Origin of the sequence: Thalassolituus pacificus (assembly GCF_025318105.1) — a bacterium.
In the GTDB taxonomy this organism is placed as follows: domain Bacteria; phylum Pseudomonadota; class Gammaproteobacteria; order Pseudomonadales; family Oceanobacteraceae; genus Venatoribacter; species Venatoribacter pacificus.
This window is the reverse complement of the sequence record NZ_JAOANI010000015.1, coordinates 222,099-246,926: the sequence shown is the minus strand read 5'-3', so window position 1 is coordinate 246,926 and position 24,828 is coordinate 222,099. Positions and strand designations below refer to the sequence as shown.

The following is a 24,828-nucleotide window of genomic DNA, read 5'->3' as shown; positions in this document are numbered from 1 at the left end:
GGAGTGTTGCACAATAAGTGTCATTCCAGACACCAGTTGACTCCGGCTTTTGGTGTAGAGTGAGCGCAGCAAAAAATAAAATTAAGGATGCCTCAGTGCGCCAAGCCATTCTCAACGGCCCTGTTAACCGGACACTCTACAGCCTGACTCAGCCGATGGTGCTGGGCATTATGGCCGTCTTCTTTTTCAATATGGTGGATACCTGGTTTATCAGCCTGCTCGGCACCGAAAGCCTGGCGGCGGTGGGCTTTGCCATGCCGGTCACTATGCTGGTGATGAATCTGGCCATTGGCCTGGGCATTGCCATGTCTGCGTTAATTGCACGCGCGGTGGGCGCCGATGACAACCTGCAGGCCCAGCGTGCCGCGATGGCGGGTTTGCTGCTCAGTTTATTGCTGGGCGTGGTGATTGCCGTGGCGGGCTGGCTGAGCAATGACGCGCTATTCCGTCTGCTTGGTGCCGGTGATGAGCTGTTACCGGAGATTCGCAGTTTTATGCTGTTCTGGTGGCCGGGCGCCATTGTGTTGTTGCTGATGATGATGCAGAACAGTGCGATGCGCGCGACCGGTAATACCAGGCTGCCCTCGCAGATGATGATGGTCGCGGCGGTGTTGAATGCATTGCTTGATCCACTGCTGATTTTTGGCTGGGGCCCCTTGCCGGGAATGGGTATCGGTGGTGCGGCTCTGGCCAGCGCGCTGTGCTGGATTCTGGTGCTGCTGGTGATTATGACCCGTCAGCGACGCGAAGGTTATCTCAGCCGTCATGGTATGAACTGGCATGACGTACGGGTGTTGTGGAAGCGAATGTTACAGCTCGGTGTTCCGGCGATGGTGACTAATATGCTGGTGCCGGTGGCTGGTGCCATTCTGCTGGTAATGGTTGCTCCGCTGGGGCCGGAAGCGGTGGCCGGTTTTGGTGTCGGTATGCGCCTGGAGCCATTCGCGATTGTGGTGATTCTGGCGCTGACATCAACCCTGCCGGTGTTTGTCGCGCAGAATCATGCGGCGGCACAGTACGACCGCATCTGGCAGGCGCTGTACAGCAGCTTCCGTTTTCTGGCGTTGTGGCAAGGCGCGGTGTGTTTAATTTTCTGGGCTTCGGGTCATTGGCTGGCACAGCTGTTTTCCGCTGATCCGGCGGTGCAGCAGAGTATTGTCGAATACGTGCGCTGGCTGCCTCTGGGCTATGCCGGCATGGGCATTGTGCTCTGTGTGAACTCGGCGCTGAATTCGTTACAGCGCACGCAGGCGTCCATGGTGATTAATTTTATCCGCCTGTTTGCCTTCTATGTCCCCGGTGCCTTTATTGGTGGCGAGCTGGGTGGCTATCCCGGATTACTGATGGGGGCGGCGGCGGGCAATCTGCTGATGGGCGCATTGTTGCTGTGGCGGGTGCGGCGTTATCAGTTACGGCAGCAGCTGGTTCCGTAAAACCGTGATGCACAGGGTTTGCCCTGCCATTGCTCTGATGCGGGCTAAGCTGTCGTATTTGGTCTAAGTGATGGAGCGGTCTGCTGCTAACCTGAAGGGAACATTCATATCCTTCAGGAGTGCACCATGACCATCCGCCAGAAATTGCTGCTCAGTATGGGCGGCGCCCTGCTGTTGAGTGTGGCGCTGGTCGTCAGTGTGGGTATCTGGCAAAGCCGCCAGCAACTCGAAACCTACTGGCTGGGCTCGGCCTTACCGGCCAATATCCGCGCCATTGCGCAGGAAATCGAGAAAGATCTCACCGGCGGTATTACCGCCTCCGAACTGATCGCCGATAACTCTCTGATGCAGAACTGGATTGAGCGCGGTGAGCCGGAAGCCGAATGGCCGCTGAACCGCGAATATCTTGAAACCGTTGCCCGCCGGCAGAAAGCCGACAGCGCACATTTTGTCTCAGCTCTGAGCCGAAATTATTACACCCAGAAAGGCATCACCCGTAAGGTTACTGCGGAAAACGACGGCTGGTTTTTTGGCTTTCTCGATAAGGGCCTGAAACGTGCCCTGCAGCTGGATGTGGATAAAAACAGCGGTAAACCCACCTTATTTATCAATGTCCGCATTGAACGTAACGGTAAAGCGCTGGGTATCAGTGGTCTGGGTATTGGTCTGCAGGAAATGGCTGAACGTATCCGCAAGTTCCGCTTTGCAGAAACCGGCATTGTGTATCTGACCGACCATGATGGAAAAATTCTGATTCACCCGGACCTTAAAATGTCTGGCGTCGATCTGGCGCAGCATCTGCCGGCCGCTGAAGCACAGAAACTGCTGGCTGCTAATGCCGGTGATCTGGTTGAGTTTGAGCGTGATGGCCAGCCGATCATCGCCTCGGGTATGCAGTTGGATGAGGTTGACTGGCACCTGGTGGTGGAAGTACCACGCAGTGAAATTTATGGTGCGTTGCACAAAGCTACGTTGTTATCGCTGACCGTAGGCATCGTAACGGCACTGGTCTTCCTCGGCCTGATTGCTCTGCTCGCAGATCGCATGACGCAGCCATTGCGCCGTATCACTCAGGCGTTGATCAGCATTGGCCAGGGCGGCGGCGATCTGACCCAAACCCTTAAAATAGAAAGCAACGACGAGCTGGGGCAACTGGCGCGCGGATTTAACGATTTTATGGAATCGCAGCGGCAGATGATCCGCGGCATTCTGGAGACCGCCGAGCAGGTAAAAACCTATACCGAACAGATCGAAGAAGTGGTCACCACCAATCACAGCTGGGCGTCTGAACAGAGCAAGCTGACCGATTCGGTTGCGACCGCGATTTACGAAATGGAAGCAACGGTGCAGGAAGTGGCACGTAACGCCACCGAAACGGCGACCAAGCTGGAAAATGTCGGCAGCGATGCCGGTCGTATTCGTGGCGATATGGAGCGCTCGGTTACCCAGGTGAACAGTATGTCGTCGGATATCCGTGAATCGGCCGATGCCATTGGCCAGCTGGCGCAGCAGGTGAATGATATTGGCCAGGTGATTCAGGTGATCAGCGCGATTTCCGAGCAGACCAACCTGCTGGCACTGAACGCCGCTATTGAGGCGGCCCGCGCCGGTGAGCATGGCCGTGGTTTTGCGGTGGTAGCGGATGAAGTCCGTAACCTGGCCCGCCGCACCCAGGAATCGACCAGCGAAATCGAAGGCATTATTGAGCGTCTGCAACAGGGCTCACAACGCGCGGTAAAAGCCATGGAAGCCGGTGAAGGAGCGACCGGCGAAACCGTCTCGGCAGCTAAACGCATGGGCGAGGCGCTGACCAGCATCAGCGACAATGTCAGCGACGTGGTGGGTTTAAGTCATCAGGTGGCGACCGCCACCGAAGAGCAAAGCTCGGTAACGGAAGACATCAGCCGCAACGTGCAGAATATTTCCGAGCTGAGTAGCCGCTCCAGTGATGGCCTGACCGTATGTCGTCAGGAAGTGCAGGAGTTGGCCAAGCTGGCACAGCAACTGGCGAAACAGATGATGCAATTTCGTTTGTAGTCGGGGTTAGTCCGGGGTTCGTCCTGATTGTTATCATTCGCGGCAGATCCCGTCTTATGGCTGACGTTTCAGTTGCCGCTGTCCGGGTAGAATGGTGGTTAAAGTGCCTTTGAATAACCCCGCACGAGTCTTCCGGGCTAAATCCAGAGCGGGCTATGGGTTATTCAGAGGTTTCTTAGCATCTTTGCCCCTTAAGTCTGTCATATGAACAGGGTACAAAGAGCCCTTTCATTATGATGGAGCGGGGCATGAAGCCTGCCTTAAAAATTTTTGCCGGTCACGAAGCCCTGACGCATATCCGCGCTAATGGTCTGCACTCGTCCGATATTGACATGATGCTGGGCGCTTCCGGCGGCCCGAAGTGGCTGTCGCTGGCGGCGATGGATCGTTATCTGCTGAGTGAATGGGTGCGTGGGCGTGAACAGCCGCTGCATGTGCTGGGCACATCCGCCGGAGCCTGGCGCATGGCTTGTTATGCCCAGAACGATCCGCTGGCGGCCCATGCCCGTTTGCAGGAAGCCTACATCAGTCAGCAATATGCCTCAGCCAAACCCACCGCCCACGAAGTGGCGACCGTCTGCCGCCATATTCTGGATGTGATCCTTGGCGAAAGCGGCACGCAGGAAATTATTAACAACCCGGTGGTGCGTTATCACACGCTGGTGGCGCGCTGTCGTGGTCTGGCAGGAGCGGATCATAAGGTGCCGCAAACGTTGGGGCTGGCGGGAGCAATGACGGCCAATCTGTTCGCCCGCAGCGCTATGCGCCCATGGATTGAACGGGTGGTGTTTCATCATCCGCAGCGCGCACCGATTGATCATTACCCACATCTGCCGGCGCGCCATGTGACCTTAACCGAAGATAATCTGCAGCCGGCCATTCTGGCCAGTGGCGCCATACCGCTGGTGATTGCCGGGGTGCGTAATATTCCTGGTGCGCCGCGCGGCACCTATCGTGATGGTGGTATCACCGACTACCAGTTTGATTTACCGGTACTGCCAGAGAAGGGCTTTGTGCTTTACCCGCACTATTTTGCCAAAGCCCCGAAAGGCGGCTGGTTTGATAAAAAGCTGCGCTGGCGCACGGCCTCACGCGAGAACTATCGCCGCACCATTATCATTGCGCCGTCGTGGGAGTTTGCGGCAACGCTGCCCGGTGGACGCATTCCTGATCTGGATGATTTTTACGATTATCCGGAGTACAGCGAGCGCCGGCGGCGTTGGGATATCGCGCTGGCCGCCTGTGAACGGTTGGGTGATGAGCTGGCCAATATTGATCAGCAGCAGCGCTGGGCGGAAGTGGCTGAGCCACTGCCGTGGTGAGGTAGCTGGTGCCATGCCAGTCTGAACTGGCATGGCCGGTATGTATCAGAGTTTAAAGTCGTGGCTGACCTTCAGCTGCAGATTGCTGTCGCTGAGCTCTGCCGGTAGTGGCGGGAAGGGAGCATTCTGCTTCACGGCGTTGATTAACGCCTGAGTCAGTTCGCGGTGACGGTTGTTGCTGAGCTCTTTAATCTCGCCCAGTTTACCGTCACGCAGGATTTCGACCTGCAACTCCACCAGACCTTTCTTCTTCAGAATCTGCGCCGCTTTCGGATACTCCACGGTATTCAGAATGCGTTCACGCTGTACGTCTTCATAGCTCTGGCGCAGCTGCCCTTGCTGGGCTTTCGGTGCTTTCTTCACCTGCAACGATTTGGGTGGCTGTGGCATCGCCATCGTTGGCTGCTCTGCGCCCTGCAATGAGAAGCGGTAACGCACACTGAGCGGCCACTGCTGGCCTTCGAGGTCTGCGTTAATACCGATCTTCGTCGCAGCGCTTTGTACCGCGCGTTGTACTTCGGTAATTAACAGCTTGGCGACGCTGTCATCACGCGCGCGCAGGTTAAAGGTTTCGCCGTTGCGGTTCAGCTCCAGATCCATTTCTACCAGACCTTCCTGCGCAAATTGCTTAGCCCAGGCCGGGTAGCTGACTTCGGCTTCCAGTTGGCGCTGTAACTGCCATTGCAGTTGCTGCAGGTAGTAATCCTGCTCGGCGGCCAGGGTATCGGCACTTTTGGCGGTGTTTTTGCTGTTGCTGGCTTTGCTGCTGGCGGGCTTCTGCGCTTTGGCTAAACGCTCTGCCTGGGCTTTGATTGCGGTGGCCTGAGCCAGACGCAGCTGCTCGGCGCGCTGTTGCGCCAGTTTTTCGGCGGCTTCACGGGCGGCGCGTTCTTCGGCCAGGCGGCGGGCTTCAGCCTGACGCTGCTTTTTGGCTTCCAGTTCGGCTTTTTCGGCCTCCAGCTCGGCGGCACGGGCCTGTTGCTGCTGGCGTTCCTGTTCGGCTTGTTGAGCCGCGCGTTCGGCATTCAGCCAGCGCGAATACAATTGGCTGCGTGCGGCCGGGATTTCATGGGTCAGCAGCAGACGACGGTTTTGTTCGGCAGCGGCGGAGGTATCCTGCTGCAGGATATGCTGGCGGAATTCGCGCGATGGCGGCAGTTTGCCGATCCAGGTATTGAGCAGGTAGTTGAACAGTTCAACGCCGCTGCTTTCAATTACCAGTTCGCGGTTCAGCAGTACACGTGTGTTGCCGCCGGGCTGGTAATCGACGGTGATTTCGTCATCGCGGTGCAGGTCGTCACGCGGAAACTGGGTAAATTCCATCACCGCCTGCTGTACCTGAGTATCAGCACTGAGGTTGTCGTTATTGATGGAAATATTGTTCTGCCATTGCTGCGCCCATTTGCGTGGCGACCAGCGCTCGGTGCTGACGATCAGCTGCATGCGCTTGGCGGTGTTGGCAGAAAGAATGGTGTCCGGATTTTGTTCGGGAGCGGCTAGGTAAAGCCCGGCGACATAATATTCACGGGTCAGGTAGTAATAGGAAGCGCTGCCGTTAAGTACCAGTTCTGCTGCCTGCAGTTGAGTGGATGGCAGCATACCGGTCAGCAAGGTGATCATCAGAAACGCTCGGATCATGTATTCGCATCCTTGTTGAAATTGGGCGGGCAAGAATAAGACGAGTTGCTCTTACAAAAAAGCCCCGGACGCTTACGTCCGGGGCCAGAGTCAGTCTTTTCAGTCTTTAATGGTGTAGAGCACCGCGACACTGGCATCAACTGCATAAGCGTTGATATAACCAATGGCGTTCAGGTCGGCGGCGACGGCGGCCTTCATGGCCTCGGCATTACTGACTTCACGCGGCGGTTGCTTCTTACCGGAGAAGATTAAACGTGACCAGTAGGCATGCAGCTGCGACGGGTTTTTGTTCAGAATTTTACGTCCGAATTTGTCGCGAACGCTGTCGCCTTTGGCCAGATCGTAGGGGACAGCCGAGGTTCCATCGGGGAACTGGTTGGCTTTACCCAGATAAATGCGTTCGATCAGGTCAACATCAATGCCGGTGTAGGTGTTGTTATTCTTCAGATTGACGATCACCGCGATGTCAGCCCAGCTGGCAGCGCTCAGGCTCAGCAGTGCGGTCATTCCCAGGGCTTGGATAAGTTTCATGCGTGTATAGCTCCTCAGAATACCAGCTGTAATGCGGCGCGGTAGAGAGTTCCCGAGGCGCCTGGCAGGCCCTGGTTGGTTTCCTCCATATGATGGGTCGCTTCCAGTTTGAAGGCGGTCGCTTCATCCAGGTCGTAGCGCATGCCGAGGGTGACACTTTCGTCTTCACCACGCAGCATCATCAGTTCCTGCACTTTGCCAACTTCGCCGCCGTCGAGACGGTCACGCGAGGTGGAGTAAGTGGTATGAATCGTCAGCGCATCGAAACGCTTGGCCAGCGACGCCAGCCAGGCAAAGTTATCCACATACAGGCCGGAGTCGAAGTTGATGACGGCAGTCTCGGCGATAAAGCTCCAGTCACCGTTATCCCAGGTGGTTGCCAGGTTGTAGTAACGGGCTTTTTTGTCGTCGAAGCTGAAGGTGTCCTGGGTCTTTTGGCTCATGCCGGATGTCAGCAGGGTGGCGTAGGTCTGGGCGATATCGATACGGCGGGCGCCGCTGACGGTCAGATCGTACAGTGCCAGTTGGGCATCTTTACCGCCGTTAACATCGATCAGAGTCTGCGCGTCTGCGGCAGAATCCAGTGTCATCTGTGTTTGCTGCATACCAACACGCAGACCGAAATCACCCATATACAGGTTCAGGGTCGCGCCGGCGAAGTTGTTCAGCTCGGACTCATAGGCTTCGTTAAACAACACGATTTCTTTGTCACGACGACCGTAGTTCAGCTGAATCTGGCCATCGAAGCTGTCGAAGCTGAAGCGTTTGATGATGTCGGCACCGTTGTAATCGGAGAACGGAATACCGTAAGCATCACCGGTAGGGCGAATCCAGTTGTAGGCGTAGCCCACATCGAGGAACTCTGAATAATAAAAGAATGGAATACGCAGACGACCGAAACGGATATCGGTGCTGTCGTTCAGCGCGTGGCTGATAAAGGCCAGCGAGGTGCGCACGGCAAAGTCTTCTTCACCCTTGGCGGTCAGCTGGATGGTGGCACTGGTGCGCTCGCTGATCTCTTTACTGATCTGCAGGCCCATCATGGTGTCGCGGTTAAAGAATTGCGGGCTGCCTGATTCATACGACTCAATGCTGATATCGTTTTCATCAAGGTAGTAAGCACCGGCATTCAGAAAGCCGTAAACGTTAAGGCCGTTATCGGCCTGAGCCGGGCCAGCAGCGCCGAGCAGTAATGCACAAGGCAGCAACAGGCTCTTGGGGGTGGATAAAGTTCGGGTTCGCATAGAGTCCTCCGTCAATGAGCCGCGGATTCTAGCGTAAATGGTACGTTAGTTGGTGTTTTGCTAAGACAATTTACCGAGAGATGAGTCACAAAAATGAATCAATTCACGCCATCTTCCCGTTTGCTACAGGGCGGGGCGCTTTTTGCCCGGCCCTGTGTCCTTAAAGGACTGTGTTGATCAGGCCACGGCGGTCTGACGACGGTCGCGACGCAGCACGGCAACAGTAAACAGACTGGCACTGACGAACATAATCAGGCTGTAAACGCTGGGGGCAATAGACATCTCGGCGCTTTGCAGAATGCTGGTGGTGATCAGCAGTGCCAGCGTACCGTTCTGCAGTCCGACTTCCAGACTGATGGCCCGTGCCTGTGCTTCGCTGTGCAGGAACCAGCGTCCGGCCAGATAGCCCAGACTCATGGTGCTGAGGTTCAGCAACAGCGCTGCCGGTCCGGCTTGGAGGGTGAAGCCAATCAGCTTATCGCCCAGATTGATGCAGATGGAGACGATCACCGCGACCAGCACAAGTACCGAGAAGCGGGTAATTAATGGCTCCATGCGGCGGGCAAAGTGCTGCCATTTTGCGCGGATGGCCATGCCGATAACAACAGGAATCACGGTAATAATCATCAGTTTGATCCAGGTGCTGACGATGGGCAGTTCAAAGTGTGAGCCGGCATCGCTGTAATGATTAATGGCCCAGACGCCGAGCAAGGGAATGGTGAACGGCGTAATAAAACCAATCACCGCCGTCAGTGATACGGACAGGCCGACATCGGCACGGGCAAGGTAACTGTACAGATTCGAGGTAGTACCGCCGGGGCACAAAGCCAGAATAAACAAACCAATTGCCAGCTCACCATGCAGACCGGTGACGGCAATAATGGCCATGGCGATTAACGGCAGCAGCAACATCTGGCAGAAGGCGCCGATCAGGAAACCTCTTGGCTGGCGGAATACACGGCGGAAATCTTCCGGGGTCAGGCCCAGGCCAACGCCCACCATAATTAAAATCAGGGCGATCGGCAGACCGATCTGAATAAGCGACTGCAACATACGGAGTACTCTTGTTGTTATTCTGGTGATCGGACGTGGGCAGTCAGAGGTCTGCTCCGTACTGATCTTGTAATCAGCACGCTACCCTATGGCTGCAGTGGCGGCAACGGCTGTTCGTGTCACTAAGCAGGGAAGTTTGTAAGTCTTTGTGAGGCGTGCCCTGATGCCTCCGTCTTACGAATGGGGTATCAGCGGTGACGATAAAAGCCTTTCACTACGCTCCACAGATTAAAACCGGCCAATGGTGCGCGTTGTACGCAGCGATCACGGGCGGTTTTTTTATCGGCAATTTCTGCGTATTTACTGGCCCAGAGTATCCAGTTGCCATCGGTGGTGGTGCTTTGCAGCAGTTGCGGGAAACGCTGTTTTAACTGCTCCAGACAGTCGGTCTGTTCGCGGTGTTCTTTCCATAAATTCAGCACTAACCAACCGTGGGCCGATAAATGGCGTTGGCATAAATCGAGAAAATCGCTCTGCAATACCAAAGGATCAAGACCATCGGCCAGATACAGATCGCAGATTAATAAATCGCATTGCCCGGTTTCTGTCTGCCGTAAAAAATCGGCGGCATCGCTGACATGGGTGCTCAGGCGCTTATCGCGGGGCAGGGAAAAATATTGCTGCGCTACCTGAAATACCGCCTGGCGGATATCGACGGTCTGAATCGTCGCCGCCGGTAACCAGTGAAACAAAGTACTGGCCAGGGTACCGCCGCCGGTACCCAGCAGCGTGATATTGGCGGGCGGTGTCAGCGCATCGAATTGCACCAGCACCGCCACCATCGCGCGGGCGTATTCGTGTTGCAGTTGCAGTGGTGCGCTTTTCAGCTGGCAGCTTTGTTCATCGGCGGTGCCAAAACTTAAATAGCGTTTATTGCCATCGTCAAACACCAGAATGGGGCCGAATTCATCATAACGACGATGAATTTCGCGCCCCAGATGAGAAAGTGAAATCACAGAAACTCAGTACTCACAACGATTTGAAAAACACCTTGGAATTACGCTGGAAGTTGTACAGTTTTTGCCGCTCCTGCGGTAATTCGGCAACCGCACCGGCGACAAAACCGTTTTCAATAAACCAGTGTGCGGTACGGGTGGTTAACACAAACAATTGTTTGTAATTACGCCGTTGTGCTTCCTGCTCGATTTGTTCCAGCAGACGCTGACCGCGATTGGTACCGCGATAATCGGCATGCACCGCAACGCAGGCGAGTTCGGCTTTGTCGTCAGAATACGGATACAGTGCGGCGCAGGCGGTAATCATGCCGTCGCGCTCAATGACATAAAAACGCTGGATTTCGTTTTCCAGTAATTCCCGCGAGCGACGCACCAGAATACCCTGCTCTTCCAGCGGCCGCAGTAATTCGAGAATACCGACGACATCGTCGCTTCTGGCATTGCGCAGCTGGTCGTAAGCGTATTGCGTGACCATGGTGCCGCGGCCTTCGCGCGAAAACAGTTCCTGCAGCAGTGCGCCGTCGTCGGCATAACTCAGCAGGTGCACCCGTGGTACTCCCTGACGAACGCTTCTTATCGCGGCTTCGGCATGGCAGCGTACTTCCCCTTTCCAGCCATGCAGGTGGGGTTCGAGATCCATGCAGGTTAATTCTTTAATCAGTTCGCCGTCGTCATCCAGCAGGCCGGATTGCTCACCCATAATAATTAATTTATCGGCGCGCAATGCCACCGCGGTGTGTTGTGCAACATCTTCAACGGTGAGGTTAAACATATCGCCGGATGGTGAATAACCGGCCGATGACAGCAGCACCACGTTGCGCTGTGCCAGCAATTCGCTGATGGCCTGATGTTCAATACGCCGCACTTCACCGGTGTGCTGATAATCGACACCGTCAATGACACCGAGCGGTTTGGCGGTAACAAAATTACCACTCACGACGCGGATGCGTGCGCCATGCATGGGTGAGTTGGGCAGGCCAACCGACAGGCGCGATTCAACATCGGCTTTCACCATGCCGACCGCTGCTTTTACCGCATTTAAGGCTTCGCTGTCGGTAATGCGTAAATCGTTGTGAAAACGGCTTTGGATATCCAGCTTGCTTAAAACCGCATCAATTTGTGGTCGTGCGCCGTGTACCAGCACCAGGCGCACGCCGAGACTGGTCAGCAGGGCAATGTCCTGCACCACATGATTGAAATTATCGTGCGCAATCGCATCGCCTTCGAACATGATGACGAAGGTTTTACCGCGGTGCGCATTAATGTACGGCGATGATTGACGGAACCATTGCACGTAAGCGGTGGTATCTGGATTCACTCGGTTTTTTCACTCCTGAAACAGGTTTTTAATGTTGGCGTTGATTTAAGCATGAGCAGCGCTCAGACAGAAGTACGCAGGCAGAAGTGCTCAATCAGGCCGCGCAGCAGTGTAACGCAGGGTTCGATCTGATCCTGCGCCAGATACTCATCGACCTGATGCGCCTGATCAATATTCCCCGGCCCGAGCACAATGGTATCGATGCCCAAATCCTGTAAAAACGGTGCTTCGGTGGCGTAGTTGACCGCCGCACTGATATGGCCGGTTAAACGTTCCGCGGCCTGTACCAGCGGGCTGGTGGCTTCGGTCTCAAAGGAATTAACGCCGGGAAATAACGGCTCGAAGGAAAACTCGACACGATTTTGCTCGGCAATGGGGTTTAACCGCTGGCGGATTTCATCGCGCAGATCATCGTTGCTCATACCCGGCAGGGTGCGTAAATCGAACGCCAGTTCGCAGCTGCCGCAAATGCGGTTGGGATTATCACCACCGTGAATGCAGCCAAGGTTGAGTGTCGGCACCTGCACGGCAAAATGCGCATTCTGATAACGGTCGGCGAGATCACGGCGCAGATTCATTAATTCATTCATCACCGGCACCATGGCATCGAGGGCATTGATGCCCAGCTCGGGGTTGGACGAATGCCCGGCCTTACCGGTTAAGCGCACGCTCTCCATCATAATGCCTTTGTGCATGCGGATGGGTTTTAAGCTGGTGGGTTCACCAACCACGGCATAGCGCGCTTTGGGTTTGCCCTGCTGCGCCAGCGCGCGCGCACCGCACATAGAGCTTTCTTCATCGGCGGTGGCGAGAATAATCAGCGGCTGTTTGAACTCGCTGGCCTGATAATGCTGTAACGCTTCCAGAATCAGGGCGAAAAAGCCTTTCATATCGCAGGTGCCCAGGCCATAAAAACGGCCGTTACGCTCGGTTAACGTAAAAGGGTCAGACTGCCAGCGCTCCGGATTGCAGGGCACGGTATCGGTATGACCGCTGAGTACCAGGCCGCCATCGCCGCGCCCCAGTGTGGCAATCAGGTTGGCTTTGCCGGGGAAGCCTTCCAGCGGCAGAATTTCGCAGCTAAAGCCCAGTGCGCTGAACCATTCAGCCAGGGTGTTGATCACCGGCAGATTACTTTTATCGTACTCCGGCAGTACCGAGCTGATGCTGTTGTGGGCAATCAGGGTTTGCAGACGGCTGATCAGATCCATAACGGGCCTTTTGTGAAAAACGGTGGTTATAAATATCAGCGCTGTTAATAACCGTGTTTAAAACATCACTGAGCTTGCTAATAGACAGGCGCCTCACGACAATAGCGCCATGACTAAAGAAACCGAACTCAAGCTCCGCATCAGCCCGCAATTTTTGCCTGCGCTGACTCAATTCCTGAACACTCAGGCCCGGCCTCAGAGCCATTCTACGCTGAAAAACTGGTACCTCGATACGCCCGCAGCGGCGTTATCGTCGGCCCGTGCAGCACTGCGTATCCGCCAGCACGGTGATGGCTATGAACAGACGCTTAAAACCCGCGGCCAAAGCACGGCCGGGATACATCAGCGCGGCGAATGGAACTGGTCATTAACCGCACCGCAACTCAATACCGACGTTCTGCAACATGCTGACGTTGCGGACCACTGGCCGGCCAATATCAATACTGCCGAGCTGGGTGAAATATTCACCACCCATTTTGAACGCCAGGCCTGGTTGTGGCAGCTGGATGGCTGTGAAGCCGAAGTGGTACTGGATCAGGGCGAGGTCTGCACGGGTCATAAAACGCTGCCGTTGTGCGAAGTTGAACTGGAATTAAAACAGGGCGATGCCGCCGGTTTGTGGGTCATGGCGCTGCGCTTGGCAGAACATGCACCGCTGTGGCTGAGCGATATCAGCAAGGCCGAACGCGGTTATCGTCTGGCGCGGCTCAGTCAGCCCTGGGCGCAGACGCCGGGCGTGGCGGCCAGTGATGATATGGCCATAGCGCTGCCGCAGTGGCTGGGCTACGAATTTTTACACCTGCAACGCGCGCTGGAACACTGCCTGTGGGACAGCAATATTCATGGCGCACTGGATGCCTGGACACACTGGCAGGCACTGCGTGCTCTGCCGCAACTGGCCGGTAAAGTGATCCGCCGTAACCAGACCCGCGTTCTGCGTGACGCTCTGGACCAGCTGCAGCAGCCATTGCAACAATTGGCCGCGACGGCCCAGTTGCTGAGCTATTTGCGCAGTGCCGATGAAGAAAGTGACGTACACGAAGAACTAAACACGCTGCAGGCGGTCTGGATGGAGCGCCTGCAACAGCTGCGCGATGACGCCGTGCTGGCAAAAGCGCTGACACAGGCTGCGGCGGCGATGTATGTGCTGCCGCCGTTAAAAAGTGGCAGCGAGCAGGCCGGGCATTGGCTGCGTCATTTACTGCGTCAGCATCTGCCATTGCTGGAGCAGCTTAAACGCCAGCGTCCGCAGTCCACTGAGCAATGGCGTGGCATGAGCCATGAGCTGTCGCTGCTGTGTCAGGCTTGTGACTATGCGCGTACGCTGCCGGAAGCCGCGCAGGGGAATCCGGTCGGCGAACCGGTATGGCGCGCGCTGTCTGATATGCTTAACGCAGAAACTTTGTTACAAAGGCCTTGGTCTTTACCGCCACTGCACACGGCGGATGAGGGCGAACAGCGCGGCGCCGATGATTACAGCGGCTGGGCAGAAGAGCACCTGCAGCATCTGGCCAGACAACTCTGACGCGGGTACGCAGAGCAAATACACTGATTAGGGAATGACACATGCAGGCTCAGGCGGAACGCCAACTCTCATTACCATCACTGATTGAAGATCTGCGCCGCGACCTGCTGCTCAACGATGACGATCATCAGCTGGCCTTGAGTATCCGCCGCAAGGTGGAAGAGAAAAACCTGCATGTTCTGACCCTGCTGGCCAAGCAAGGGTACGCCGATGCCCGGCATAAAGGCCGGCTTTTGAACGAACATGCCCTGATCGATTGGCTGGCCGCACGGCATAACATGGAAGCGGTGCAGATCGATCCGCTGGAAGTGGATGTGTCAGCGGTCACCGATGTGATGTCTTATGCCTTTGCTGAGCGCCACCGTATTCTGGCCGTCAAGGTCAGCACCGATACGGTAGTGGTCGCCTGTGCCGAACCGGAAGTTGAAAGCTGGATGGGCGACGTTGAGCACGTTACCCGCCGTCAGGTGAAACGTGTGCTGGCCGCGCCCAGTGATATCGAACGTTACCGTGTTGAGTTTTATCAGCTCGCCAACTCGGTCAACCGTGCCCGCCAGAGCCATAAAGGCGTCAGCGCGGTGCAGAATCTGGAATCCATGCTGGAGCTGGGCAAAGCCCGCGCACCGGACGCCAATGACGAGCACATCGTCAATATCGTTGATTGGCTGCTGCAATATGCTTTCGATCAGCGGGCCAGTGATATTCACCTGGAACCACGACGCGAAGTGGGTCATGTGCGGTTCCGCATCGACGGCGTGCTGCATAATGTCTACGAGTTGCCGGCGCAGGTGGCGATGGCGGTGGTCGCGCGGATTAAATCACTGGGGCGGATGAACATTGCGGAAAAGCGCAAACCCCAGGACAGCCGGTTAAAAACCAAAACCCCGTCTGGCCAGGAAGTGGAATTGCGTTTGTCCACGTTGCCGACCGCCTTTGGCGAAAAGCTGGTGATGAGGGTCTTCGATCCACAGGTGCTGGTGCGCAGTTTCTCAGAGCTGGGTTTCAGTAAAGAAGATAACCGCCGCTGGGCGGAAATGACGCGCAACAACCACGGCATTATTTTTGTTACCGGCCCGACCGGTTCCGGTAAAACCACCACGCTGTATTCCACACTGAAACAACTGGCCACGCCGGAAGTGAACGTGTCGACCATTGAAGATCCGATCGAAATGGTAGAAGGTTCGTTTAACCAGATGCAGGTGCATCCTGGTATTGATCTGACCTTTGCCAGCGGCGTGCGCGCTTTGTTGCGTCAGGACCCTGACATCATCATGGTGGGTGAGGTGCGCGATCTGGAAACCGCCGAAATTGCGGTTCAGGCGGCATTAACCGGCCATTTGGTACTGTCCACCCTGCACACCAACGATGCCCCCTCGGCCTTTACCCGTTTGATGGAACTGGGCTTACCGGCTTATTTAATCCGCTCCAGTGTGCTGGGCGTCATGGCTCAGCGTCTGGTGCGGACCTTGTGTCCGCACTGCAAAGTGAAAGAAAAAGTCGACGAGCGTGCCTGGAAACAACTGACCGCTCCCTGGCTGGTGAAAACACCGGAATTTGTCTTCTCCGCTAAAGGCTGCCTTGAATGTCGTGGCACCGGTTATATGGGACGGATGGGCATTTATGAAGTGATGCCGATGAGTGAAAACCTGGAAGTGATGATCAACGACCAGATGGATCACATCAAACTGCGTCAGGCCGCCATGAAGGAAGGTATGCACAGTCTGCGCTTAAGTGGTGCACATAAAGTGGCGGCGGGGATGACCACGGTGGCAGAAGTGATGCGTGTGGCGCCTTTGTCGAAGATGCAGTCGTAAAAGTGTTAGCTGGTGCATAGAGACCCGGCGTATCAACGACTAGAATGAACAATTAAATAAGAACAGTAAGGAAATACCTACGTGGATATCAGCGTACCACCGATCATCGACCTTGAGGCCTCCGGTTTTGGACGGGGCAGCTATCCGATTGAGGTGGGCTTTGCGCTGGAAGACCGTATGGTGCACAGCTTTCTGATCAAGCCCGCCCCTAACTGGCTGCACTGGAGTGTTGAAGCTGAACATATTCATGGTATTTCACGTGATCAGCTGCACAGAGAAGGCATGACCCCGCGCGAAGTAGCGCTGAAAATGAACGATATTTTGCGCGGCAAAACGCTGTATTCCGATGCCTGGAGTTTTGACAGCTCGTGGATGGGGCGACTGTTTGACGAAGCTGAACTGGTGCAGCGTTTCCGCATTGAAACCATTAATAAGCTGCTGACGCCGGAACAGATGGAAGCCTGGCACGACACCAAAAAATCCCTCTGGCATGATATGAATATCGAACGTCACCGCGCCGCTAACGATGTGCAGGTGCTGCAGGAAACCTTCTTACGGGTGGCTTGCCCGGTTTAACTACTCGCTGTCCATTTCCAGTACCGCGATTTCCAGTAAAGCAATTTCGCGTTTTTTGCGCTCCAGCTCCTGCTGCAGATGCTCCGGCCCTTCTTCTGCAATTTCCAGAAAATGGCGCTCGATAAATTCCTTCTCAGCCAGCGTGCGCTGCAGCAGTTCTTCCGTATTTTTCAGTTCATCACGCATTGCCGCCACTTCACTGGCCCGGAAGCTGGTTTTGAGCTCCTGCTGAAGGTTTTGCGTGAGCAGGCGTTCTTCCTGATATTTTTTATCGAGTTGTTCCAGTCGTTCTTTCAGACGGGTTTTGTCCCTTTCCAGCCGGTCGCGTGTGACGCCGAGACTTTTGAGTTTGATTAAGTCTGCTGACAGACTGCTTAACTTATTCTTCAGCGTTTTGCTCAATTCTTTCTGCTGGCGTTGTGTGAGCTGATGCTGGGTGATGATTTCACCGGCGCGCTCCAGCTTCCGCGTTAATGACTCCACCATCTGCTGCAACTGAGTGCGATCCAGCTCACCTTCTTTCAGGTAGGCCACCAGGCGCTCTTTCTCGGTCTGAAAATGCTCCTGCAGATGTTCGAGTTCTTTCGCTGCCGGATTTTCCTGTGCCACGATCTGTTGGTTAAGATCCTGTTCGGCTTCTGTCAGTTGCCGGACCAGTGACTGTTCCTGATTGCTGTGGAGTTCGTTATGGGATTGCTGGTCTTCTACTAACAGCATCAGCGTTTTATTTTGTTCAAGAAGATCGGTAATTTCCCGGCGGCGGCTTTTCCACTGCAGGATCAGCATCGCAACCGCTGCCACAAGCAGAATACTGAGTTGAGCAATAACGATCAGGCTGATGGACATGGGGTTATACCGGGTAAATACGGGCAATTCTTATTATAGATGCATTTACGGCAAGCTTTGTGACCCGTTCTATACTGAGCTGAGAGCATAGGGGGGAGTGAATGAAATTTCTGATTGTTGATGACAGTCCGGCGATGCAGGCCATTGTCCGCCGCTCGCTGCAACGGGCGGGCTATGGTGATCTGGAGTTCAGGCTGGCAGGTAATGGACGCGAAGCGATTGAGATCATCCGCACCTGGGAGCCGGAAGTGGTCATTACCGACTGGCATATGCCGGAAATGAGCGGTCTGGATTTGATCCGTGAATGCCAGCGCCAGATGCTGGGTATCAAGATTGGTCTGGTGACAACAGAAACAAGCCCCGAACGTATCCAGGAAGCGCGTAATGCCGGGGCATTGTTCGTGCTGCATAAGCCGTTTGAGCAGGAAGAGTTCAGCGAAGTACTGCTGCCGATCATTCAGGGGGCGGTGGAAGGTGAAGCCTTACTGGCAAACAGCGCCAGTGAGCCGGATACCACCACCTACGAATTGCGCTTGCCTTCGTTAGGTGCCATGAACAAAGTGATCGATGGCGTTACGTTAGCCGATGTGCAGCTGCTTCCGGCGGATCGGCGCCAGGTTGATTATCGCTATTTGCCGTATGTCGTGGCGCTTTTCTCTGATCATGAGAAGGCAACCATTAAAGCGGTATGCATTATGGATATTCGCGCTGCAGCTGTGCTTTCCTGTGCCGCAACCGGCGAGTTTCCCGAAATGTATAACGAGTGTCTGCAGAACAAGGCAATGGGGAAAAAACTGCTCGATAACATCAAGCGTATGATGAAACTGGTGGGGGCGCTGTTCTACGATCCGTCTAATCAGCAGGATCTGGATCTGAAAAGTGTGCACCTGATTCCCAAGCCTTTCGACCGGCTGGAAAAACTGGGCTCCAGCGTCAGCGATAAACGCATGGATATTACCGTCACCTCCCCCATGTATGGGGAGGGGCATCTTATTCTGATGGAAGTGTTGGAATAAACCTCCGCATCAGCGCCAGACCATTTTTGACTCCGGCTACCGGCAACCAGCCAATATGAATGACATTATGTGCTGGTTGCCGGGGGCAGATTACTTATACAGCAATCCTTTTTTCTCCTGTGCATCCGGGCGCGTTTTAAAACGCTTATGCAGCCATAAATATTGGCTTGGATGCTGACGCAATTGTTCTTCCAGAAATGCGTTAGCGACACGCGCGTCGGCGCTGTCATCTTCACCCGGAATCGGCAAAGCATCATGAATCGTCATGGTGTAACCGCGGTTATCGTCATTTCGGAAATAAGTAATCGGCATCACCAGTGCATTACCGGCCTTGGCAATACGTGATGTGGCTGTGATGGTTGCCGCCGGTATTCCGAAGAAGTCGACAAATACGCTGTTTTTGCGCCCGAAATCCTGGTCTTGTGCGTACCAGAGAATCTCGCCTTTTTTCAGTGTGCGGATAAAACCACGGATATCTTTACGGGTAAAACAGTGGTTATAAAGACGGGCGCGGTTTTGTTCCATCAGGTAATTCATCACCGCATTATTCTGCGGACGATAGCTGACGTTAAACGTCAGCTTATTGCTGAGCAGCGTACCCGCCAGATCCAGCATGGAATAGTGCGCACCGAGCAGCATAATACCGCGGCCTTCGTCCTGTGCAGCGGCGATTTTTTCCAGGCCAATAAAGGTGGTTTTATCGAGCAGGTAATCGGGCTTGCGGAACCAGGCGATCATGGTTTCCATCACACCGATACCGTTGTCGATAAACACCTGTCGCACCAGTGCGTGTTGTTCTGCCGCTGTTTTCTCCGGGAAACACAGACGGATATTCACCTCAACAATATGTCGCCGACTCTTGGCCACTTTATGCAGCAGTAAACCGATGGTTTTACCGATGCGCAGCTGCACCGACAATGGCAGACGGGTGATGAAAACCATCAGCCCAACCGTCAGCCAGATTGGCCAGTGTTGTGGTTTTAACAGTGTTTTAGGGAAATGCGTATCAGCCATTTAACCAATCCATGTAGCTGAATACACCTTGTTCTACAGTGGCGAAGGCATCGCTGTAACCGGCAGCACGTAATGCGCTGATATCGGCTTCGGTGAAGCTTTGATACGCACCTTTCAAATGATCCGGGAACGGCATGTATTCTTTTTTACCATGAATTTTCTGTGGCTCCGGGCGTTCGCCATGCCATTTGATCACGGCATCGGCCACATCGTTAAAGCTCTGGCACTGGCCGGTACCCAGGTTGAAAATTCCGCTCTTATCCGGGTTTTTCCAGAACCAAAGATTCACTTTGACGACGTCTGCGACAAAGACAAAATCACGGCGTTGTTCACCATCGCCGTAACCGCCACTGCCACCGAATAACTTGCAGATGCCGTTGTCTTTCAGTTGGTTGTTAAAGTGGAACGCAACGGATGACATCGAGCCTTTGTGCTGTTCGCGCGGGCCGTACACATTGAAATAACGAAAGCCGACGACCTGACTGGTCAGTGTATGCTGAATGGAGCGTACATACTGGTCGAACTGCCATTTGCTGTAGCCATAAACATTCAGCGGTTTTTCGTGGCTGCGCTCTTCTTTAAACACATCGCTGCCACCGTAAACCGAGGCGCTGGACGCGTATAAAAAGGCGATGCCTTTGGCCTGGCAGGCGTGCAGTAATACTTTGGAATATTCGTAGTTATTTTCCATCATAAATTTGCCGTCCCACTCGGTGGTGGAAGAGCAGGCGCCTTCGTGGAAAATCACTTCAACGTTATCAAGAATGCCGTCGTCATTTTTAACGCGCTGCAGAAAATCGTCTTTATCCAGATAGTCGGCGATATCGCAGTCGCTGATGTTGTAAAACTGCTTACCATCGCTTAAGTCATCAACCACGATAATATCTTTACGGCCCTGTTCGTTCAGGGTTTTAACAATGTTACTGCCAATAAAGCCGGCACCGCCGGTTACGATAATCATGCTTCGGTCTCCTGAATTTTTTTCACAATAGCGGATGTTGAGCAGTTATCTTTAAAGCTCAGAATAATCACATCGCCACCGTTGTTCTGTACACACTGGCCACCGGCAATCTGCTCGATGGTGTAGTCACCGCCTTTCACCAGAATATCCGGCAGAATGCGGCAGATTAAACGCTCCGGGGTGTCTTCGGCGAAGGGCACAACCCAATCGACACTTTCCAGTCCGGCCAATACCGCCATGCGGTGATCGAGCGGATTAATCGGCCGGCTGGGGCCTTTTAGACGGCTGACGGATTCATCGGCATTTACCGCGACCAGTAAACGGTCACCCAGCGCTTTGGCTTCTTTTAAATACTGCACGTGGCCGGGGTGAATGATATCGAAACAACCGTTGGTCATGACCAGCGTCTCGCCACGGGAGCGGGCTTCTTCAACCAGCAGTTGCAGGCTGTCTTCATCAAAAATACCGGCACCCAGGCGGTTTTCGCTGCGCAGGTCACGGCGTAATTCTTCGGTCGATACCGTCGCGGTCCCCAGTTTGCCGACCACGATACCGGCGGCGGTGTTGGCCAGCACGGTAGCGTTTTCGAGTGACTGACCCGCCGCCAGTGCGGTGGCCAGTACTGAAATAACCGTATCGCCGGCACCGGTTACGTCAAATACTTCGCGTGCGCGTGCCGGTAAATGAAAGGGTTCCTGCTCACGCTGTACCAGCGTCATGCCTTTTTCGCTGCGGGTAACCAGAATGGCCTGCAGGTCGTAATCACTGATCAGTTTCCGTGCCTTGGTAACCAGGGTGTCGTCGTCGTCGGCAGGGCCAACCACGGCTTCAAATTCGCTCAGGTTCGGCGTGATCAGGGTCGCGCCACGGTAACGTTCGAAATCGGTGCCTTTCGGGTCGACCAGCACTGGCACTGCGGCGTGTCTGGCGGCGCGGATTAACGTCTGCGGATTGCTCAGCGCGCCTTTGCCGTAGTCTGACAGAATGACGACGTTGGCGGCGGCCAGACGCTGATCGAAATCGCTGTACAGGCTGTTCAGGTCGGTGGCATCAAAGGCTTCTTCAAAGTCGAGGCGAATGAGCTGCTGATGGCGGCTCATGATGCGCAGTTTGGTAATGGTCGGATGATGCGGATGCTGCAGGAAGTGACAGCGCACATTGGCCAGCTCGAGCATGGCGGCCAGCGCTTTGCCGTTTTCGTCGTTACCGGTAATGCCGAGCAGATCAACGTCTGCGCCCAGCGTGGCAATATTCAGGGCAACGTTACCGGCACCACCGGCGCGGTTTTCAACATCCTGAATCTTAACTACGGGAACCGGTGCTTCCGGCGAGATACGTGATGTCGGGCCCTGCCAGTAGCGGTCGAGCATTACATCGCCAAACACCAGCACGCGGGCCTGGTGAAAATCGGGAACGGTTACATCCATAGTGGTTTTACACGTCTGCGGCTGTCAGAAAAATGAGCCCGGAAGTTTAACATAGAGGTTGGCGCCGGTGTGCTACTCCGTGCTTTAAGAAACCTCGCGGCTTTACATGTTTCATATCGCGCCATTCGCTGCCGGCAAGTCAGCCTGTGGTATGATGCCGCGCTTTGATCCGGGTGAACGGCGGGAGTTCTGTGGCGCGATTTTTTTATTCTGTATTGTACGCTTGTTTGCTGCCGGTTCTGGTGCTGCGCCTGTGGTGGCGCGGACGGCTGAATCCGGGTTACCGCCAGCGTCTGCGCGAACGTTTCGGCCTTTTGCCCCACCGGCCACCGGCGAATGGCCTGTGGATTCATGCGGTGTCCGTGGGGGAAACCCTGGCCGCTGCGCCTTTAGTAAAATCGTTTCAGTCGCGCCATCCCAATGTGCCGGTGATTGTGACCACGACCACGCCGACCGGTTCTGCCCAGGTTCAGCGTTTGTTTGGTGCTGGTGTTTACCATATGTATCTGCCTTACGATCTGCCCTGGTTCTGGCGTAATTTTCTTAATGCCCTGCGGCCTGGCTTGCTGGTGGTGATGGAGACCGAGCTTTGGCCCAATCTGCTGGCTGCCTGTGAGCAGCGGCACATTCCGGTAATGCTGACCAATGCCCGGCTGTCGGAAAAATCGGCCCGCGGTTACGAAAAATTCTCCGCGCTGACCCAGCCAATGTTGCAGCGCCTGAGTATGGTGGCGGTGCAGAATGCGGCGGATGGCCAGCGTTTTCTCGATCTGGGGCTGCCCGCCGGGCGACTGGAAGTCACCGGCAGCGTTAAGTTTGATATGGACGTGCCGCCGATGGTGCAGGCGCAAGGGGCGGTATTGCGCGAGCAGTGGGGCGCTGAGCGTCCGGTGCTGGCGCTGGCTTCCAGCCATGCCGGTGAAGATGAACTGCTGCTGGATCTTTATCCGCGTCTGCTGGCCGTTTGTCCGACGTTGTTATTATTGTTGATCCCCCGTCATCCTGAACGCTTTGAAGCGGTAACCAATGCGGTACGCAGCCGTGGTATCCGCGTGCAACGGCGCAGCGCCGGGGCTGCATCAGCCCAGACACAGGCGTATGTTGCTGACACCATGGGAGAAATGTTGCAGTTATTGGCTGCTGCCGATCTGGTGCTGGTGGGCGGTAGTCTGATTGCTCATGGCGGCCATAATCCGATTGAACCGGCGGCGTTGGGTAAAGCCACCCTGATTGGCCCGCATCATATGAACTTCGCCGTTATTGTCGATAACCTGCAAAGCGCCGGCGCGCTGGCAGTGGTCAGTGATCAGGCGGATGAACTGCTGGCGCAATTGCAAACGTATCTGAATGACGACGCATTGCGTAAGCGCATGGGTGCTGCCGGGCAGGCGGCGGTCGATGCCAATCGTGGGGCGGTAAAACGTCTGACGGAGCTTTGTGCCGCGTATCTGAAACTCTGATCTGCAGCCTGAACAGCACGCAATAAAAAACCCGCCGAGGCGGGTTTTTTATTATCCGGAAAGCGCAGACTTAAACGCTGGTCAGCCAGCCGTTCAGGGTCTGGATATCGCTTTCGTTCAGGGTGCCGGCGTAGAACTTCAGGCTCAGCAGATTGATGATGTAATCGTAACGGGCGTTGGCGTAATCACGCTGGGCGCTGAACAGGTTCTTTTGCGCGTTCAGTACTTCAACGATGTTACGGGTACCCACTTTATAACCGGTCTGGGTGGCTTCCAGAGCGCTTTGTGCGGAAGTAATCGCCTGCTTACGGGCCTTGATGTTCAGCGTATCGGTCTGCACCTGACGGAACAGGCTGCGGATATTCTGTTTTACATCGCGGCGCTGGGTTTCCAGCTGATAATCGGCAGCAGCGAAATTCAGGGCAGACTGTTTGCTCTGACCGTAAAGAGAGCCGCCGGCCAGCAGCGGCATGGAGATTTTCACGCCGATGGCGGTGACCGTGCTGTCCGTCGGATCATCACCGACAAATGGAGCCTGATCGGCATCGGTGTAGCTGCCGAACAGACTGACGCTTGGCAGATGATTAGAACGGGCCGCATTACGCTGCAGACGCACACCGTCTTTGCTGGCTTCAGCGATCAGAACACCGGCGTATTTTTCCAGACCGGATTGTACCCAGTCGCTGGCTTGCGCAGGCTGTGGCATTTCCATGGCAACGTCGGCTTTTAATGGCGATACTTCTTCAAAGCGCTGGCCGGTCAGTTGTTCCAGTGCTTCGTAGCTGATATCCAGCGCCGCTTCCTGACCCAGCAGATTGACATAAGACAGGTCGTAGCTGGCCTGCGCTTCGTGTACGTCGGTAATGGCAATCAAGCCCACTTCGAAACGCTGCTTGGTTTGTTCCAGCGAACGCTTAACGGCTTTTTCTTCAGCCTGAGCGGTGGACAGGTTGTCCTGAGCACGCAGTACGTTGAAATACGCCTGGGCGGTACGCAGCAGCAACTGTTGTTCAGCCAGTTGCAGTTGCAGGCCTGCGGCATCATCACCACTGACGGCGGCTTTATAGGTGTACCAGCTGTTCAGATTGAACAGCGTCTGGGAAGCGGTGACTTCCAGACTGCCGAGATCGTAATCTTTATCGGTTTTTACATAGCCACCGTTAGTCAGGTCAATAGACTCGGCTTCTGAGCTGATGCTGGTTTGGCTGTAAGAAATCTGGGCCTGGGGCAGCAAAGCACCGCGGGCGATAGTGACGTTGTAGCTGTTGGCTTCGCGGATCGCACGTGCTGCGGCAATTTCCGCGTCGTTGCTGGCCGCCTGCTGGTAGATGGTGCTAAGGTCCGCCGCGTTTACAGCGCCGGAAGCTAACAGTGCAATCGTCAGTGAGAGCAGTTTTTTCATAGAGGTGCCTTTCGCAGCGAGTATGAATTCGTTTAGTCCTGCCG

Annotated in this window: 20 protein-coding genes; 8 read left to right on the top strand and 12 right to left on the bottom strand. The window is 55.0% G+C overall.

Annotated features, from left to right (window positions below):
- Positions 1-95: 95 nt before the first annotated feature.
- From NYR02_RS08245 to NYR02_RS08235, 3 genes are all read left to right on the top strand, one after another.
- Positions 96-1,433: an MATE family efflux transporter gene (locus tag NYR02_RS08245; protein WP_260975895.1), complete on the top strand. Its 1,338-nt coding sequence runs from the start codon at positions 96-98 to the stop codon at positions 1,431-1,433.
- Between the two features lie 126 nt (positions 1,434-1,559).
- Positions 1,560-3,470, top strand: a complete 1,911-nt coding sequence (locus tag NYR02_RS08240) for a methyl-accepting chemotaxis protein (RefSeq protein ID WP_260975894.1) — start codon at positions 1,560-1,562, stop codon at positions 3,468-3,470.
- Positions 3,471-3,718: 248 nt separating this feature from the next.
- Positions 3,719-4,792, top strand: coding sequence for a patatin-like phospholipase family protein (locus NYR02_RS08235; RefSeq protein ID WP_260975893.1), 1,074 nt, complete (start codon positions 3,719-3,721; stop codon positions 4,790-4,792).
- A gap of 45 nt (positions 4,793-4,837) precedes the next feature.
- Here the strand turns inward: NYR02_RS08235 and NYR02_RS08230 are convergent, their stop codons facing one another.
- From NYR02_RS08230 to argE, 7 genes are all read right to left on the bottom strand, one after another.
- A complete protein-coding gene (locus tag NYR02_RS08230) occupies positions 4,838-6,430 on the bottom strand; it encodes a TonB family protein (RefSeq protein WP_260975892.1) in 1,593 nt (530 codons plus the stop codon).
- Between the two features lie 99 nt (positions 6,431-6,529).
- A complete protein-coding gene (locus NYR02_RS08225) occupies positions 6,530-6,961 on the bottom strand; it encodes a phosphate ABC transporter substrate-binding protein (protein WP_260975891.1) in 432 nt (143 codons plus the stop codon).
- A gap of 14 nt (positions 6,962-6,975) precedes the next feature.
- Positions 6,976-8,205, bottom strand: a complete 1,230-nt coding sequence (locus NYR02_RS08220) for a porin (protein ID WP_260975890.1) — start codon at positions 8,203-8,205, stop codon at positions 6,976-6,978.
- Between the two features lie 177 nt (positions 8,206-8,382).
- Entirely contained in the window at positions 8,383-9,258 is an 876-nt protein-coding gene (locus NYR02_RS08215; protein WP_260975889.1) for a bile acid:sodium symporter family protein, read from the bottom strand.
- A 188-nt stretch (positions 9,259-9,446) separates the two neighbouring features.
- Positions 9,447-10,214: a spermidine synthase gene (locus tag NYR02_RS08210; RefSeq protein WP_260975888.1), complete on the bottom strand. Its 768-nt coding sequence runs from the start codon at positions 10,212-10,214 to the stop codon at positions 9,447-9,449.
- 13 nt (positions 10,215-10,227) lie between these two features.
- Positions 10,228-11,532 carry an amino-acid N-acetyltransferase gene (argA, locus tag NYR02_RS08205; RefSeq protein WP_260975887.1) on the bottom strand — a complete coding sequence of 435 codons (1,305 nt, stop codon included), beginning with the start codon at positions 11,530-11,532 and terminating at the stop codon, positions 10,228-10,230.
- A 62-nt stretch (positions 11,533-11,594) separates the two neighbouring features.
- Positions 11,595-12,743 (bottom strand): acetylornithine deacetylase, encoded by a 1,149-nt coding sequence (gene argE / locus NYR02_RS08200; protein WP_260975886.1) that lies wholly within the window; start codon positions 12,741-12,743, stop codon positions 11,595-11,597.
- Between the two features lie 109 nt (positions 12,744-12,852).
- Here argE and NYR02_RS08195 point away from each other — a divergent pair, with 109 nt between their 5' ends.
- From NYR02_RS08195 to NYR02_RS08185, 3 genes are all read left to right on the top strand, one after another.
- A complete protein-coding gene (locus NYR02_RS08195; protein ID WP_260975885.1) occupies positions 12,853-14,268 on the top strand; it encodes a CYTH domain-containing protein in 1,416 nt (471 codons plus the stop codon).
- Positions 14,269-14,309: 41 nt separating this feature from the next.
- The gene (gene tfpB, locus NYR02_RS08190; RefSeq protein WP_260975884.1) at positions 14,310-16,082 is read left to right on the top strand and encodes a type IV pilus assembly ATPase TfpB; all 1,773 of its coding nucleotides are present in this window, start codon (positions 14,310-14,312) and stop codon (positions 16,080-16,082) included.
- Positions 16,083-16,163: 81 nt separating this feature from the next.
- Positions 16,164-16,658, top strand: a complete 495-nt coding sequence (locus NYR02_RS08185; RefSeq protein WP_260975883.1) for a 3'-5' exonuclease — start codon at positions 16,164-16,166, stop codon at positions 16,656-16,658.
- Here the strand turns inward: NYR02_RS08185 and NYR02_RS08180 are convergent, their stop codons facing one another.
- On the bottom strand, positions 16,659-17,504 hold the full coding sequence (locus tag NYR02_RS08180; RefSeq protein WP_260975882.1) for a coiled-coil domain-containing protein: 846 nt from the start codon (positions 17,502-17,504) through the stop codon (positions 16,659-16,661).
- Positions 17,505-17,605: 101 nt separating this feature from the next.
- On the opposite strand from NYR02_RS08180, the gene NYR02_RS08175 reads away from it, so the two are divergent.
- On the top strand, positions 17,606-18,520 hold the full coding sequence (locus tag NYR02_RS08175) for a response regulator (RefSeq protein ID WP_260975881.1): 915 nt from the start codon (positions 17,606-17,608) through the stop codon (positions 18,518-18,520).
- A gap of 90 nt (positions 18,521-18,610) precedes the next feature.
- Here the strand turns inward: NYR02_RS08175 and lpxL are convergent, their stop codons facing one another.
- Genes lpxL through hldE form a run of 3 tightly spaced genes read right to left on the bottom strand, consistent with a single transcriptional unit; the run spans position 18,611 to position 21,922 of the window.
- On the bottom strand, positions 18,611-19,534 hold the full coding sequence (gene lpxL / locus NYR02_RS08170) for an LpxL/LpxP family Kdo(2)-lipid IV(A) lauroyl/palmitoleoyl acyltransferase (protein WP_260975880.1): 924 nt from the start codon (positions 19,532-19,534) through the stop codon (positions 18,611-18,613).
- Positions 19,527-20,495, bottom strand: a complete 969-nt coding sequence (gene rfaD, locus NYR02_RS08165; RefSeq protein ID WP_260975879.1) for an ADP-glyceromanno-heptose 6-epimerase — start codon at positions 20,493-20,495, stop codon at positions 19,527-19,529. The genes lpxL and rfaD overlap by 8 nt, the downstream gene beginning before the upstream one ends.
- The gene (hldE, locus tag NYR02_RS08160; RefSeq protein WP_260975878.1) at positions 20,492-21,922 is read right to left on the bottom strand and encodes a bifunctional D-glycero-beta-D-manno-heptose-7-phosphate kinase/D-glycero-beta-D-manno-heptose 1-phosphate adenylyltransferase HldE; all 1,431 of its coding nucleotides are present in this window, start codon (positions 21,920-21,922) and stop codon (positions 20,492-20,494) included. The genes rfaD and hldE overlap by 4 nt, the downstream gene beginning before the upstream one ends.
- A 191-nt stretch (positions 21,923-22,113) precedes the next feature.
- Between hldE and waaA the strand changes: the two genes are divergently transcribed.
- Entirely contained in the window at positions 22,114-23,382 is a 1,269-nt protein-coding gene (waaA, locus tag NYR02_RS08155) for a lipid IV(A) 3-deoxy-D-manno-octulosonic acid transferase (RefSeq protein ID WP_260975877.1), read from the top strand.
- Between the two features lie 70 nt (positions 23,383-23,452).
- Here the strand turns inward: waaA and NYR02_RS08150 are convergent, their stop codons facing one another.
- Positions 23,453-24,784, bottom strand: a complete 1,332-nt coding sequence (locus NYR02_RS08150; RefSeq protein WP_260975876.1) for a TolC family outer membrane protein — start codon at positions 24,782-24,784, stop codon at positions 23,453-23,455.
- Positions 24,785-24,828: the final 44 nt, after the last annotated feature.

Excerpts from the sequence above, each read along its gene's own strand:
- NYR02_RS08215 (WP_260975889.1), bottom strand. The coding sequence starts at position 9,258 with ATGTTGCAGTCGCTTATTCAGATCGGTCTGCCGATCGCCCTGATTTTA.
- NYR02_RS08175 (WP_260975881.1), top strand. The coding sequence starts at position 17,606 with ATGAAATTTCTGATTGTTGATGACAGTCCGGCGATGCAGGCCATTGTC.
- NYR02_RS08225 (WP_260975891.1), bottom strand. The coding sequence starts at position 6,961 with ATGAAACTTATCCAAGCCCTGGGAATGACCGCACTGCTGAGCCTGAGC.
- tfpB (WP_260975884.1), top strand. The coding sequence starts at position 14,310 with ATGCAGGCTCAGGCGGAACGCCAACTCTCATTACCATCACTGATTGAA.
- lpxL (WP_260975880.1), bottom strand. The coding sequence starts at position 19,534 with ATGGCTGATACGCATTTCCCTAAAACACTGTTAAAACCACAACACTGG.
- hldE (WP_260975878.1), bottom strand. The coding sequence starts at position 21,922 with ATGGATGTAACCGTTCCCGATTTTCACCAGGCCCGCGTGCTGGTGTTT.
- NYR02_RS08235 (WP_260975893.1), top strand. The coding sequence starts at position 3,719 with ATGAAGCCTGCCTTAAAAATTTTTGCCGGTCACGAAGCCCTGACGCAT.
- NYR02_RS08220 (WP_260975890.1), bottom strand. The coding sequence starts at position 8,205 with ATGCGAACCCGAACTTTATCCACCCCCAAGAGCCTGTTGCTGCCTTGT.
- NYR02_RS08180 (WP_260975882.1), bottom strand. The coding sequence starts at position 17,504 with ATGTCCATCAGCCTGATCGTTATTGCTCAACTCAGTATTCTGCTTGTG.
- NYR02_RS08195 (WP_260975885.1), top strand. The coding sequence starts at position 12,853 with ATGACTAAAGAAACCGAACTCAAGCTCCGCATCAGCCCGCAATTTTTG.
- rfaD (WP_260975879.1), bottom strand. The coding sequence starts at position 20,495 with ATGATTATCGTAACCGGCGGTGCCGGCTTTATTGGCAGTAACATTGTT.
- NYR02_RS08230 (WP_260975892.1), bottom strand. The coding sequence starts at position 6,430 with ATGATCCGAGCGTTTCTGATGATCACCTTGCTGACCGGTATGCTGCCA.
- NYR02_RS08150 (WP_260975876.1), bottom strand. The coding sequence starts at position 24,784 with ATGAAAAAACTGCTCTCACTGACGATTGCACTGTTAGCTTCCGGCGCT.
- NYR02_RS08240 (WP_260975894.1), top strand. The coding sequence starts at position 1,560 with ATGACCATCCGCCAGAAATTGCTGCTCAGTATGGGCGGCGCCCTGCTG.
- argE (WP_260975886.1), bottom strand. The coding sequence starts at position 12,743 with ATGGATCTGATCAGCCGTCTGCAAACCCTGATTGCCCACAACAGCATC.